At 61.8% G+C, this 13,816-nt stretch carries 12 protein-coding genes; 2 read left to right on the top strand and 10 right to left on the bottom strand.

Going from position 1 to position 13,816, the window contains the following annotated elements; genetic code table 11:
• Positions 1-109 precede the first annotated feature (109 nt).
• The 6 genes from JET17_RS18420 to gcl form a co-directional block, all read right to left on the bottom strand.
• Positions 110-985 (bottom strand): urea transporter, encoded by an 876-nt coding sequence (locus tag JET17_RS18420; RefSeq protein WP_012315459.1) that lies wholly within the window; start codon positions 983-985, stop codon positions 110-112.
• A 191-nt stretch (positions 986-1,176) separates the two neighbouring features.
• On the bottom strand, positions 1,177-2,592 hold the full coding sequence (pyk, locus tag JET17_RS18415) for a pyruvate kinase (protein ID WP_012315458.1): 1,416 nt from the start codon (positions 2,590-2,592) through the stop codon (positions 1,177-1,179).
• Positions 2,589-3,863, bottom strand: a complete 1,275-nt coding sequence (locus JET17_RS18410; RefSeq protein WP_012315457.1) for a glycerate kinase type-2 family protein — start codon at positions 3,861-3,863, stop codon at positions 2,589-2,591. The genes pyk and JET17_RS18410 overlap by 4 nt, the downstream gene beginning before the upstream one ends.
• Before the next feature lie 166 nt (positions 3,864-4,029).
• Positions 4,030-4,923: a 2-hydroxy-3-oxopropionate reductase gene (locus tag JET17_RS18405; protein WP_012315456.1), complete on the bottom strand. Its 894-nt coding sequence runs from the start codon at positions 4,921-4,923 to the stop codon at positions 4,030-4,032.
• A gap of 180 nt (positions 4,924-5,103) precedes the next feature.
• Complete coding sequence (gene hyi, locus JET17_RS18400; protein WP_012315455.1) at positions 5,104-5,886, bottom strand: hydroxypyruvate isomerase; 783 nt, start codon at positions 5,884-5,886, stop codon at positions 5,104-5,106.
• A 68-nt stretch (positions 5,887-5,954) separates the two neighbouring features.
• Positions 5,955-7,730: a glyoxylate carboligase gene (gene gcl, locus JET17_RS18395; protein WP_012315454.1), complete on the bottom strand. Its 1,776-nt coding sequence runs from the start codon at positions 7,728-7,730 to the stop codon at positions 5,955-5,957.
• Between the two features lie 257 nt (positions 7,731-7,987).
• On the opposite strand from gcl, the gene JET17_RS18390 reads away from it, so the two are divergent.
• Complete coding sequence (locus tag JET17_RS18390; protein WP_012315453.1) at positions 7,988-8,428, top strand: GlcG/HbpS family heme-binding protein; 441 nt, start codon at positions 7,988-7,990, stop codon at positions 8,426-8,428.
• 129 nt (positions 8,429-8,557) lie between these two features.
• Here JET17_RS18390 and JET17_RS18385 read toward each other — a convergent pair whose 3' ends face one another.
• Positions 8,558-9,169 carry a TetR/AcrR family transcriptional regulator gene (locus JET17_RS18385; protein WP_012315452.1) on the bottom strand — a complete coding sequence of 204 codons (612 nt, stop codon included), beginning with the start codon at positions 9,167-9,169 and terminating at the stop codon, positions 8,558-8,560.
• 132 nt (positions 9,170-9,301) lie between these two features.
• Between JET17_RS18385 and JET17_RS18380 the strand changes: the two genes are divergently transcribed.
• The gene (locus JET17_RS18380; RefSeq protein ID WP_012315451.1) at positions 9,302-10,216 is read left to right on the top strand and encodes a DUF808 domain-containing protein; all 915 of its coding nucleotides are present in this window, start codon (positions 9,302-9,304) and stop codon (positions 10,214-10,216) included.
• A gap of 108 nt (positions 10,217-10,324) precedes the next feature.
• Here the strand turns inward: JET17_RS18380 and JET17_RS18375 are convergent, their stop codons facing one another.
• The 3 genes from JET17_RS18375 to JET17_RS18365 all read right to left on the bottom strand — a co-directional run bounded on the left by JET17_RS18375 (position 10,325) and on the right by JET17_RS18365 (position 13,743).
• Positions 10,325-11,107: an outer membrane protein OmpK gene (locus JET17_RS18375; protein WP_012315450.1), complete on the bottom strand. Its 783-nt coding sequence runs from the start codon at positions 11,105-11,107 to the stop codon at positions 10,325-10,327.
• A gap of 353 nt (positions 11,108-11,460) precedes the next feature.
• Entirely contained in the window at positions 11,461-12,246 is a 786-nt protein-coding gene (locus JET17_RS18370; RefSeq protein WP_012315449.1) for an outer membrane protein OmpK, read from the bottom strand.
• Between the two features lie 141 nt (positions 12,247-12,387).
• Positions 12,388-13,743, bottom strand: a complete 1,356-nt coding sequence (locus JET17_RS18365; RefSeq protein ID WP_012315448.1) for a nucleobase:cation symporter-2 family protein — start codon at positions 13,741-13,743, stop codon at positions 12,388-12,390.
• Positions 13,744-13,816: the final 73 nt, after the last annotated feature.

Genomic DNA, 13,816 nt, shown 5'->3' with positions numbered 1-13,816 from the left:
TATCGAACGCTCCAGGGCGTTTATCAGGGCGCAGGTGCTGGCATCCCTTGGTCATTGGTGAGTGGCACGAAGGGGCTGACAGAGTTCTGCACATGCGGTGTTCTGGCTTTCAGTTATGTAGACGCCAGATATTGCGCCGCAATAGAAACTGCCAGAAGTGGTTGCCCGAATGCGTCAGCCAGCAGGCCAGTACGAACGGCGCTGTCAACCCGGCAATAGGCATCATGTTGAACAGCGGTTGTAACAACAAAGCCAGGGCGATGGCCAGCAGTGTCACCCAAGGTTTTTCACCTTGCCTGCTGAAGGCCAGTGCCGCCAGCGCGGCGTTGAAGCCATACAGGCCGAGCCATGCGGCCTGTGCCTGGTCGGCGAGCAGCGCCACACCGCCGCCGATGGCCGAGCCGATCACCGCCCACATTGCCGCATAAGGGTTGGCGATGAACATGCCGACGATGATCAGCAACCCGGCCAGGGGCTGGTCGAGCAGGAAGATCTGGCCTACGCCACGCGCCAGGGCATACAGCGGGTCGGCTTCGACGAAGCCGCTGGGCGAGGGGCTGGCGAAGAGCAGCACGGCCCAGCCCAGCAGCACAAACGGTGCGGTATAGGCGATCAGCAGCTTGCCGCCGCGCTTGCGCCACTGGTGGGTAATGATGCTGGACAGCCCGCCGGCAGCGATGATCAGCGGTGGCAATATGGCCGACCAGGGCAGCACGGCGCTGATCAGGATGCCGATCAACACGCCGTTGTAGCTGTACAGCCCGGCCTGACGGTCGGCGCGGTCGTAGCCGCGGGCCTGGGCGGTGAGCAGGCCGGCCAGGGCGCCGAGCAGGGCGCCGCCGACCAGGTTGGGCGCGGTCAGCAGAATGGCCAGCAGGCAGCACAGACCGCACAGGGGATTGCGCAGCAGCAGCACCTGGCTGAAGCCGTTGAGTAGCGCCGTGGCCCAGTCGGGGCACGGGTTGACGAAATTTTTGGTGTACATGGGCAGTCGGTAAGGTTGAGGGAGGAGCGGTGGGCCTCTTTGGGCCTCGGTTTTCCGCGTGTCTGTCGTTGTAGTGCCAGGGGAGGGCTTTGCCCTCCTTTCGCGACGCAAGGCCGCTCCTACAGGGTTTCGCGTTCGCCGGTAGGAGCGGCCTTGTGTCGCGAAAGGGGCGCAAAGCGCCCCCGGCAATCTCAGACCAAGGTCTCGATCCGCAGGCTGTTGGTCGAGCCCGGCTTGCCGAACGGCACACCGGCAGTGATCAGCAACGTATCACCACGGCTGGCCATGCCTTGCGCCTGGGCAATTTCCAGTGCGGTGGAGACCACCTCATCTACCTGGCGCAAACGGTCATTGACCACCGAGTGCACGCCCCAGGTCACGCTCAGGCGGCGGGCAGTGACCAGGTTCGGCGTCAGGTTGAGGATCGGCGCCCGTGGCCGCTCGCGTGCGGCGCGCAGGGTCGAGGCGCCCGACTCGCTGTAGTTGACCAGCACCGCCACCGGCAGGATGCCGCTGATGCGGCGGATCGCGCAGCTGATGGCGTCCGACACCGTAGCTTCAGCCTTGGGCCGGCCAACGTCGAGCTGGGCCTGGTAGTCAGGGCCGTTCTCCACCTGGCGGATGATCTTGCTCATCATCTGCACCGCTTCCAGTGGGTAATCACCCGAGGCGGTCTCGGCCGACAGCATCACCGCATCGGCACCTTCGGCCACGGCATTGGCCACGTCAGTGACTTCGGCGCGGGTCGGGGCTGGCGAGAAACGCATGGATTCGAGCATCTGCGTGGCCACCACCACCGGTTTACCCAGCTGACGGCAGGTGCCGATGATGCGTTTCTGGATTTGCGGCACGCTTTCGGCTGGCACTTCCACGCCAAGGTCACCGCGGGCCACCATGATCGCGTCTGCCAGTTCGGCGATGGCTTGCAGCTGTTCGACTGCCGATGGCTTCTCGATCTTGGCCATCAAGTAGGCGCGATCGCCAATCAGCTGGCGTGCTTCGACGATGTCCTCAGGGCGCTGCACGAACGACAGGGCCACCCAGTCCACGCCCAGTTCCAGGCCAAAGGCCAGGTCGCGGCGGTCCTTTTCAGTAAGCGGGGAGAGGTCGAGTACTGCCTGCGGTACGTTGACGCCCTTGCGATCGGACAGCTCGCCACCGTTCAGCACTTCAGTGTCGATGGCGTCGTTGTGCTTGGCGGTTACGCGCAGCCGCAGCTTGCCGTCGTCCAGCAACAGGTCCATGCCGGGCTCAAGGGCTGCGATGATTTCAGGGTGTGGCAGGTTGACCCGGCGGCTGTCGCCCGGGGTCTTGTCCAGGTCCAGGCGCAGGGCCTGGCCGCGTTGCAGCTGCACCTTGCCTTCCGCGAAGCGGCCCACGCGCAGCTTGGGCCCTTGCAAGTCCATGAGAATGCCCAGCGGGTAGTTCAGTTGCTGCTCGACCTCGCGGATCCACTGGTAGCGCAGGGCGTGGTCGGCGTGCTCGCCGTGGCTGAAGTTGAGGCGGAAGATGTTCACTCCGGCTTCTACCAGCTGGCGGATATCGTCGATGCCATTGATCGCAGGGCCGAGGGTGGCGAGGATTTTGACTTTTTTATCAGGCGTCATGATTGTGCAGTCTCAAGGATCAGGATGGCGCGGAAGTCGTTGACGTTGGTGCGGGTCGGTTCAGTGACGATCAGCGCATCGAGTGCGGCGAAATAGCCGTAGCCGTTGTTGTTGTCCAGCTCGTCACTGGCCGACAGGCCCAGTGCCTCGGCGCGGGCAAAGCTGTCTGGCGTCATGTAGGCGCCGGCGTTTTCTTCCGAGCCATCGATGCCATCGGTATCACCAGCCAGGGCGTACACGCCCGGCAGGCCCTTGAGGCTTTCGGTGAGGCTGAGCAAAAACTCCGCATTGCGCCCGCCACGGCCATTGCCGCGTACGGTGACAGTGGTTTCGCCGCCAGAAAGGATCACGCAAGGCGCCTTCAGCGGCTGCCCGTGCTGGACGATCTGCCGGGTGATACCGGCATGCACCTTGGCCACTTCGCGCGATTCACCCTCTAGGTCGCCGAGGATCAGCGGGCTGAAGCCGGCCTGGCGGGCTTGCACTGCAGCGGCTTCAAGCGATTGCTGGGGCTTGGCTATCAGCTGGAAGTGGCTGCGGGCCAGGGCCGGGTCATCGGCCTTGACGGTTTCTGAGGCGGGGTTGTTGAGCCAGTCGATGACGGCCTTGGGCGCTTCGATGTTGTAGCGCTTGAGGATCGCCAGGGCATCGGCCGAGGTGCTCGGGTCGGCCACGGTGGGGCCGGAGGCGATGACCGTAGCCAGATCGCCGGGCACATCGGAAATGGCATAGGTGTAGACAGTGGCGGGCCAGCAGGCTTTGGCCAGGCGGCCGCCCTTGATCGCCGAGAGGTGCTTGCGCACACAGTTCATCTCGCCGATGGTAGCGCCGGACTTGAGCAGTGCCTTGTTGATCTGTTGCTTGTCGGCCAGGGTCAGGCCTTCGGCTGGCAGCGCCAGCAGGGCCGAACCACCACCGGAGAGCAGGAAGATGACGCGGTCGTCTTCGTTCAGGTTGCTGACCAGTTCCAGCACACGTTTGGCCACGGCCAGACCAGCGGCGTCGGGGACCGGGTGGGCGGCTTCGACCACTTCGATCTTCTGGCAGTTGGCGCCATGACCGTAACGTGTGACCACCAGCCCGGACACTTCACCCTGCCAGCTCTTCTCGACCACTTCGGCCATGGCCGCTGCGGCTTTGCCGGCGCCGATGACGATGACCCGGCCGCTACGGTCGGCGGGCAGGTAGGGTTCGAGGACTTGACGGGGGTGGGCGGCAGCGATGGCTGTGTCGAACAGGTCGCGGAGAAGTTTTTGCGGATCGACCGACATGGCAGGCTCCCAATTATTGTTGTTCTGCAGAATCGAAAACGCCCCTGGAACTGCCTCCGTGCAGGCCGAACCAGGGGCGGTCCCCAGAGCTGCAAGCTTCAAGCTACAAGCCGCAAGTAAAAGCAGACCTGCTTTTGCTTGCCGCTCGAGGCTTACAGCTTGAAGCTTATTTCTCGCCGCGGATCGAGAAGTTGGCCATGTGCTCCAGGCCTTTGATCAGCGCCGAGTGGTCCCAGTTGCCGCCGCCCAGTGCCACGCAGGTGCTGAACACTTGCTGGGCGTTGGAGGTGTTGGGCAGGTTGATGCCCAGCTCCTTGGCGCCTTGCAGGGCCAGGTTCAGGTCTTTCTGGTGCAGGTTGATGCGGAAGCCTGGGTCGAAGGTACCTTTGATCATGCGCTCGGCATGCACTTCGAGGATCTTCGAGGAGGCGAAGCCGCCCATCAGCGCTTCACGCACCTTGGCAGGGTCTGCGCCGTTCTTGGCCGCGAACAGCAGGGCTTCACTGACGGCCTGGATGTTCAGGGCGACGATGATCTGGTTGGCGACCTTGGCGGTCTGGCCGTCACCGTTGCCGCCGACGCGGGTGATGTTCTTGCCCATGGCTTCGAACAGCGGCAGGGCGCGTTCGAAGGCGTTCGGGCAGCCACCGACCATGATGCTCAGGGTCGCGGCCTTGGCACCGACTTCACCACCGGACACTGGCGCGTCCAGATAGGCGGCGCCATTGGCCTTGATCTTCTCGGCAAAGACTTTGGTGGCGGTCGGGGAGATCGAGCTCATGTCGATCACCACCTTGTTCGGGCCTACACCTTCGGCGACGCCGTTTTCACCGAACAGAACGCTTTCGACCTGCGGGGTGTCCGGCACCATGACGATGATGAACTCGGCTTCCTGGGCAACCTCTTTCGGGTTGGCCAGCGCCACTGCGCCAGCGGCGATCAGGTCAGCCGGTGCGGCCTCGTGGTGGGTGGAAACGAAAATGCTGTGACCTGCTTTTTGCAGGTTCTGAGCCATGGGCTTGCCCATGATGCCGGTGCCGAGGAAACCGATTTTAGCCATGAGAAATTACCTCTTTTATATTTATGTGAGCAGGCGACCCGGCCCCCTGTAGGGGCGGCCTTGTGTCGCGAAGGGGCGCGCAGCGGCCCCTCGATCTCAGTTACGCAGGAAATCTGCCGGGGGTGCTTTGTAGCCCTTCGCGACACAAGGTCGCCCCTGCAGCAGGTTCTGCGAGCGTTCTTAGATTGCGTTGTGTGTCTTCAGCCAGCCCAGGCCTGCTTCGGTGGTGGTCAGCGGCTTGTACTCCGCGCCTACCCAACCCTGGTAACCGATGCGGTCCAGGTGTTCGAACAGGAAGCGGTAGTTGATTTCGCCGGTGCCCGGCTCGTTACGGCCCGGGTTGTCGGCCAGCTGGATGTGGTTGATCAGTTTCAGGTTGGCTTCCATGGTGCGAGCCAGGTCACCTTCCATGATCTGCATGTGGTAGATGTCGTACTGCAGGAACAGGTTGTCGCTGCCCACTTCGGCCTGGATTTCCAGGGCCTGCCGGGTAGTGTTCAGGTAGAAGCCCGGGATGTCGCGGGTGTTGATCATTTCCATGACCAGGCGAATGCCAGCGGCTTTGAGCTTGTCGGCGGCGAACTTCAGGTTGTCGACGAAAGTCTTGCGCACGTCGGCGCACTGCAGGCCTTGGGGGCGAATGCCGGCCAGGCAGTTGACCTGGGTGTTGCCCAGCACCTTGGCGTATTCGATGGCCTTGTCGACACCGGCGCGGAATTCTTCGACGCGGTCGGGATGGCAGGCGATTCCGCGCTCACCTTTGCCCCAATCACCGGCCGGCAGGTTGAAAAGCACCTGGGTCAGGCCGTGGGCGTCGAGCTGCTGCTTGATTTCGGCAGCGCTGAAGTCGTACGGGAAGAGGTATTCGACGCCGCTGAAACCAGCATCGGCGGCAGCCTTGAAGCGGGCCAGGAAGTCCTGTTCGGTGAACAGCATGGACAGGTTGGCAGCGAAGCGAGGCATGATGTGTCTCCTTGCGATGAAGGCCCCCGGCGCCCTCAGGTAGGGCGCAGCACGGGGGCGTCAGGCGATCAGTCCAGCATCGAGATGGCGGTTGGCGCGTCGTTGCCGACCAGAGCCAGGTCTTCGAACTCGTTGACCGCGTTGATCTCGGTGCCCATGGAAATGTTGGTCACACGCTCCAGAATCACTTCCACCACGACCGGTACTCGGAACTCTTCGGCCATCTTCTGTGCCTTGAGCAGTGCCGGGGCAATTTCACCCGGCTCGAAGACACGGATGGCCTTGCAGCCCAAGCCTTCGACCACGGCGACGTGATCGACACCGTAGGTGGCGGCGTCGGTGGAGTTGATGTTCTCGAACGCCAGTTGTACACAGTAATCCATGTCGAAGCCACGCTGCGCCTGACGGATCAGGCCCAGGTAGGCGTTGTTCACCAGCACGTGTACGTACGGCAGGTTGAACTGCGCGCCCACGGCCAGCTCTTCGATCATGAACTGGAAGTCGTAGTCACCCGACAGCGCCACAACCTTGCGTTTCGGGTCGGCCTTGACCACACCCAGTGCCGCCGGGATGGTCCAGCCGAGCGGGCCGGCCTGGCCACAGTTGATCCAGTGGCGTGGCTTGTATACGTGCAGGAACTGCGCGCCGGCGATTTGCGACAGGCCAATGGTGCTGACGTAGCAGGTGTCCTTGCCGAACACCTGGTTCATCTCTTCGTAAACGCGCTGCGGCTTGACCGGTACGTTGTCGAAGTGGGTCTTGCGCTGCAGGCTCGATTTACGCTGCTGGCAGTCTTCCAGCCAGGCTTTGCGGCACTGCAGCTTGCCGGCGGCTTTCCACTCGCGGGCCACTTCGATGAACACGTCCAGCGCCAGGCCTGCATCGGAAACGATACCCAGGTCAGGAGTGAACACGCGGCCGATCTGGGTAGGCTCGATGTCGACGTGAACGAATTTGCGGCCTTCGGTGTAAACGTCAACGGAACCGGTGTGACGGTTGGCCCAACGGTTACCGATACCGAACACCAGGTCGGACTTGAGCAGGGTGGCGTTGCCGTAGCGGTGCGAGGTCTGCAGGCCGACCATGCCGACCATCTGGGCGTGGTCGTCCGGGATGGTGCCCCAGCCCATCAGGGTCGGGATGACTGGCACGCCGGTCAGTTCGGCGAACTCCACCAGCTTGTCGCTGGCGTCGGCGTTGATGATGCCGCCACCGGCCACCAGCAGTGGGCGCTCGGCGTCGTTGAGCAGGGCCAGGGCTTTTTCAGCCTGCACGCGAGTGGCGCAGGGCTTGTTGACGGCCAGCGGCTCGTAGGCGTCGATGTCGAACTCGATTTCGGCCATCTGCACGTCGAACGGCAGGTCGATCAACACAGGGCCTGGGCGGCCGGTACGCATTTCGTAGAAGGCTTTCTGGAAGGCATAAGGCACTTGGCCTGGTTCCAGAACGGTGGTCGCCCACTTGGTGACGGGCTTGACGATGCTGGTGATGTCGACAGCCTGGAAGTCTTCCTTGTGCAGACGGGCACGTGGCGCCTGGCCAGTGATGCAGAGAATCGGGATGGAGTCGGCCGATGCGCTGTACAGGCCGGTGACCATGTCGGTGCCGGCGGGGCCGGAGGTGCCGATGCACACGCCGATGTTGCCTGGGTTGGCGCGGGTGTAACCCTCGGCCATGTGCGAGGCGCCTTCAACGTGACGAGCGAGGACGTGATCGATGCCACCGACTTTTTTCAGGGCCGAGTACAACGGGTTGATGGCAGCCCCTGGGATGCCGAACGCGGTATCTACACCTTCACGGCGCATGACCAGAACGGCTGCATCGATTGCTCTCATTTTGCTCATGGGTTGTGCCTCATCGATTTTGTAATTGTATACAACTTGCTTTGTGCCAGAGTGTATTCACGGCTGGCGGTTCAGGTCAATGGGTTTTCATCGGGGGAGGTTGCTTTCGTCCGAGCGCCCATGAAAACGGCGATTTGCGTCATCGCATACGATCGTTTCAATTTATTGTATACAAAAGTGATTGCAGTTGTGTTCTATTTGAATGATCGATTTTCAACTGCCCTCCGGGCTTCTCACAACAAGAAGAGGACCTTTCCATGAACGCTTTGAACCTGAAAGTCGCTGTCAGCCTGGTGAACGCAGCGCTGGCGGCGGGCCGCAAGATCAATGCTGCGCCGTTGACGGTGGTGGTGCTGGATGCCGGTGGGCATGTGCTGGCCCTGCAGCGCGAAGATGGCGCCAGCCTGATTCGCCCTGAGGTGGCCACGGGCAAGGCCTGGGGCGCGATTGCCCTGGGCAAGGGCTCGCGCTTGCTGGCGCTGGATGCGCAGCAGCGGCCGGCGTTTTTTGCTGCGTTGAATGGTGTGGGTGAGCGGCCGGTGGTGCCGGCGCCAGGTGGCGTGCTGATTCGCGATCAGGACGGCAAGGTGCTGGGTGCGGTAGGGATCAGCGGCGATACGTCGGATATCGACGAGCAGTGTGCAATCAGTGCGATCGAAGAGGCGGGGTTGACGGCGGATGCGGGTGTAGCTGCGTAAGGCTTTAAATTGCCGGGGCCGCGTTGCGGCCCTTTCGCGACACGAGGCCGCTCCTACAGAGGTTACCCAATCTCTTGTAGGAGCGGCCTTGTGTCGCGATAGGGCTGCAGAGCAGTCCCACTGGCCTTGTCAGGCCGCCTCGGGCTCACAGCCTTTGAGCACCAGCCGAATGATGGTTTCGGCTGCTGCTTCGTAATCACTGTCGGCCAGCTTGGCCTTGCCGGTGATCACCGAAATTTGCCAGTCGAAATCGGCATAGGTCTGAGTTGCCGCCCAGATGCTGAACATCAGGTGGTGCGCGTCGACCTTGGCAATCTGCCCGCGCTCGATCCAGCGCTCGATGCACTCGATGTTGTGGCGTGCCTGCTCGTTGAGCTGTTCCACCTGGTTGGGCGAGAGGTGCGGCGCACCGTGCATGATCTCGCTGGCGAACACCTTCGAGGCATGCGGCAGGTCGCGCGAAATGCGGATCTTCGAGCGGATGTACGAACTCAGCACTTCCTTGGGGTCGCCGTCGGCATTGAACGGCGTGGACGCCTGCATGATCGGCGCGATGATGCTCTCCAGGACCTCGCGGTAGAGGTTGTCCTTGGACTTGAAGTAGTAGTACACGTTCGGCTTGGGCAGGCCGGCCTTGGCCGCGATATCGCTGGTCTTGGTGGCGGCGAAGCCCTTGTCGGCGAATTCCTCGCTGGCCGCGCGCAGGATCAGTTCCTTGTTGCGCTCGCGAATGGTGCTCATGGTCAGGGATCTTCCTCGTGTCTGGCCACCTCTAAGAGGGATCGGGCATGGTAGCACCGGGCCCGAGGGGGGCTCAAGGCAGCGACTTTGGGCTAGACTCCGGCCCATTCATTTCACGGGAAACAGGCAGACATGGCAGGAAGCAGTTTACTGGTACTGATCGACGACATTGCTACGGTACTTGACGATGTCTCGTTGATGACCAAGGTTGCGGCGAAGAAAACCGCGGGTGTGCTGGGCGACGACCTGGCACTCAACGCCCAGCAGGTCACCGGTGTGCGCGCCGAGCGCGAGATCCCGGTGGTGTGGGCGGTGGCCAAGGGCTCGTTCGTCAACAAGGCGATCCTGGTGCCGGCGGCGCTGCTGATCAGCGCGTTCATCCCATGGGCGGTGACGCCGTTGCTGATGATTGGTGGCGCCTACCTGTGTTTCGAAGGCTTCGAAAAGCTGGCACACAAGTTCTTGCACAGCAAGGAGGAGGATGCTGCCGAGCACAGTGCGCGCAGCGAAGCCGTTGCCGATGCGAACGTCGACCTGGTGGCCTTCGAGAAGACCAAGATCAAGGGGGCGGTGCGCACCGACTTCATCCTTTCGGCAGAAATCATCGCCATCACCTTGGGCACTGTGGCCGATGCGCCGCTGACTCAGCAGATCGTCGTGCTGTCGGGCATTGCGATCGTCATGACCGTGGGTGTCTATGGGTTGGTGGGCGGTATCGTCAAGCTAGATGACCTGGGCTTGTGGATGACTCAGAAAGCCTCGAAAGCGGCCCAGGTGGTGGGCAACGGCATTCTACGGGCGGCGCCTTACATGATGAAGAGCCTGTCGGTGATCGGGACTGCGGCGATGTTCCTGGTAGGTGGCGGGATTCTGGTGCACGGTGTTGCGCCGCTGCATCATGCCATCGAGGCGTTCAGTGAAGGGCGGGGTGGGGCGCTTACTGGAGCGTTGCTCAATGGTGGGGTGGGGATTGTTGCGGGGGCCGTGGTGTTAGCGGTGGTCAGTGGATTTGGCAAGTTGTGGCGAGTGCTGCGCCCGGCTCGATGAAGGTGAATTGGGCCGCTTTGCGGCCCTTCGCGACACAAGGCCGCTCCTACGGCGATCATTGCAGGAGCGGCCTTGTGTCGCGATGGGGCTGCACAGCAGCCCCCAGGATCAGAAGTGAACCTTGACCAGGAAGCTTGCAGTGTTCTGATCGGTGGTGAACCCGTCGGAATCCTTGATCCCGTACTTGTTCTTCCAGTAGTCGTACTCAAAGCCCACATACAACTGCTTCTCACCCAGATGCAGCGCCTTGCCCAGGTCATATTTGACCTGCGGGTTGAAGTGCAGGTTGGCCTGGTAGGTACCGCGGCGGTTCTCGTCGTTGTCGACCACCCAGTCCATGAAACCGTCGATGAGGATGTCGGAGGAGCCCACAGGGATGGTGTACGACCACACCGGTGTGATCTGCCAGACGTTGTCACCGGCCCGGCTGCCGTCGGTGGTGCGCTGGTAGAAGTTCAGCTGGAAGTAGTCGAAGCCCGGGATGTCCAGGTCGAAGCCAGGGCCGATCAGGTAGGACTCGGTATCACCCTCGCCAAACTCATAGGTCATTGCCAGCAGCACGTCCTTGACCGGGCCGAAGGCGAGCTTCTGGTCGAAGATCTTGCCGAACGACAGACGCGGGCTGATTTCACCGTAGTAGGTGTTGTCGCCGTTACCCGAGTCCTTCTTGCCGTTGTAGAAGATCTTGTCGACGAAGATGAAGTTGTCGCCGTATTTCCAGCCATCGGCGTGCTCGAAGGTGACGGTTTGCTGGATCGCCGGGTTGACCTTGAAGTTCTTGCCCCACAGGTAGGTCAGGCTGTTGTTCTGCCACTGCAGCAGGTCATCGGCGTAGGTGGTGCCGCAGGCCAGCAGGCCGCCCGCGAGAATCAGGCTATTGATGGTACGCATTGCGAGTGTCGCTCCCTTGATTGGTCTGTTGTCAGCGCTCGGTATTGGCGCTTTTTTTGTCTTTTGAGTCAGCTTTTTTCGATTGGCCACAGTTGTTTGGCAAGAGCTGCGCCAACTTTCCGGATTGGCTACAACCTTCCTGCTCGACTCGTTCTGAACGGCTGAAAATGGGTATTTCCGGCTGGCAACACGTCGGCTAACCGCCCGAATTCATTGACTGAGCGGTCAGTAAACGCGGGCAGGATCCATCCTGCCCTGTTCGAGGGGGCGCGCAGATTACTGGCTTGCGCGCCTGGCCTCAAGTGCTCCGTCCTGGAGCAGCGTGTATCAAACTTGGGCGTTTGATCAGGTTTTCAGAAATGTACCTTGATCAGGGCGCTGGCGACACTCTGGTTACTCTCCAGATTGCCGCGGCTGTCGATGCCGTACTTGTCCTTCCAATAGCTGTACTCAAAGCCCACATACAGCTGTTTGGCGCCCAGGTTGAGCGCCTTGCCCAGGTCGTATTTGACCTGGGGGTTGAAGTGCAGGTTGGCGTGATAGGTACCGCGGCTGTTCTGGTCGTTGTCGGGAACCCAGTCCATGTAGCCGTCGATCAGAATGTCCGATCTGCCCACAGGAATGGTGTACGACCAACCGGGGGTGATCTGCCAGACGTCGTCGCCAGGGCGGCCGCCTTCGGTGTTGCGCAGGTAGAAATTGAGGGTGAAATAGTTGAAGCCGGGAATGTTCAGGTCGAAACCGGGGCCGATCAGGTAGGCCTCGTTGTCGCCTTCGCCACGCTCGTAGGTCATGGCCAGCAGCACGTCCTTGATCGGCCCGAAGGCGAGCTTCTGGTCAAAGATCTTGCCGAACGACAGTCGCGGGCTGAACTCACCGTAGTAGGTGGTCACGCCTTTGCTGGCATCGGGCTTGCCGTTGTAGAAAATCTTGTCGACGAACAGGAAGGTGTCGCCGTACTTCCATTTGTTGGCGTGCTCGAACGTGATGGTCTGCTGGATGTCTGGGTTGACCTTGAAGTCCTTGCCATACAGATAGGTCAGGCTTTCGCCGTGCCACAGCAGCCATTCGCCTGCATGCGAGGGGAGGGTGGCCAGCAGGCTGCTGCCCAGCAACAGGGTTGATGCGATGCGCTTCATGTTGTGATTCCCGGACTTATTGTTTTTGTTGGCGGATTTTTCGGCGCGCAGGCGCCCCGGGCGGCCCATTCCGGCGGGCCGACGGTGTGGCAGTTACAACGGATAGGCGCAGGGGCGACGCACGGCGCCGCCCCGCTTGGCTTAATGCTGGTGACAGGCGTCGTTGTGCGCCGCGCGGTCGGCACCACCGAGGATGTTGAACAGTACGTTCAACACCAAGGCACTGACCGTGGCCATGGCGATACCGCTGTGGGTGATGGGTTCCATCCACTGCGGCATCTGTGCGAAGAACTCCGGACGGACCACCGGGATCAGGCCGAAGCCGACGCTGACCGCAACCAGCAGCTGGTTGCGTCGGTCGCCGATGTCTGCCTCCTGAAGGATCTTGATCCCGGTGGCGGTGACCATGCCGAACATGGCAATGGACGCACCGCCCAGTACTGCAGGCGGGATCGAGGCGATCAGGTATGCCGCCTTGGGCAGCAGGCTGAGCAGGATCAGCAGCGCGCCGGCCACCACAGTGACATAACGGCAGCGTACCCCGGTCATCTGCACCAGGCCGATGTTCTGGGCGAACGAGGAGTGGGTGAAGGTGTTGAAGAACCCGGCGATGAACGACGCGCCAGCATCGCACAGCAGGCCCCGGCGCAGCATCCCTGGGGTGACTTCGCGATCGGTCACCTTGCCCAGGGCGAGGAACATGCCTGTGGACTCGACGAAGATGATCACCACCACAAGGCACATCGACAGGATCGGTGCCAGGCTGAAGGTCGGCATGCCGAAGTGCAGTGGCGTCACCACTTGCAGCCACGGTGCCTGGCCCAGGCCGGACAGGTCGACCATGCCGATGGAGCCGGCCAGGATGTAACCCAGGCCCATGCCTACCAGCACCGACACGTTGACCCAGAAACCGCGCATGAAGCGGTTGATCAGCAGGATCACGGCCAGCACCAGGCCTGCCACCATCAGGTAGATCGGCGAGCCGAAGGCTTCTGCCTCATGGCCGCCACCGGCCCAGTTGACGGCGACCGGGAACAGCGAGAGGCCGATAGAGGTGATCACGGTACCTGTGACCAGCGGCGGGAAGAAGCGTACGACCTTGGACATGAACGGCGCGATGAGCATGCCGAAGAACCCGGCGGCGATGGTCGCACCGAATATCCCCTGCAGGCCTACGCCAGGCATACCGGCCATGGCCACCATGCTGCCGACGGCAGCGAAACTGGCGCCCATCATCACCGGCATGCGGATCCCTACCGGGCCGATACCGAACGACTGGATGATGGTAGCTACGCCTGCGACCAGCAGGTCGGCGTTGATCAGGAAAGCGACTTCTTCACGGGACAATCCGGCTGCCTGGCCGATGATCAAAGGCACGGCAATCGCGCCTCCGTACATCAGCAGAACGTGTTGCAGGCCAACCAGGATCAGTTGGAACAGGGGCAGAGGTTCTCGCGGTGGCGCCACAGGAATGTACGCCTTGCGTGACTCGGACATGCAGCACCTCGAGTTTTGTTTTTATTCTCGGATCCAAGCGGCAAGCTCCAAGCGGCAAGTTTCAAGAAGAAAC

Origin of the sequence: Pseudomonas putida, from assembly GCF_016406145.1 — a bacterium.
Lineage (GTDB): Bacteria > Pseudomonadota > Gammaproteobacteria > Pseudomonadales > Pseudomonadaceae > Aquipseudomonas > Aquipseudomonas putida_E.
Note: the sequence above shows the minus strand (reverse complement) of the source record. Positions and strands in the feature narration are given on the sequence as shown.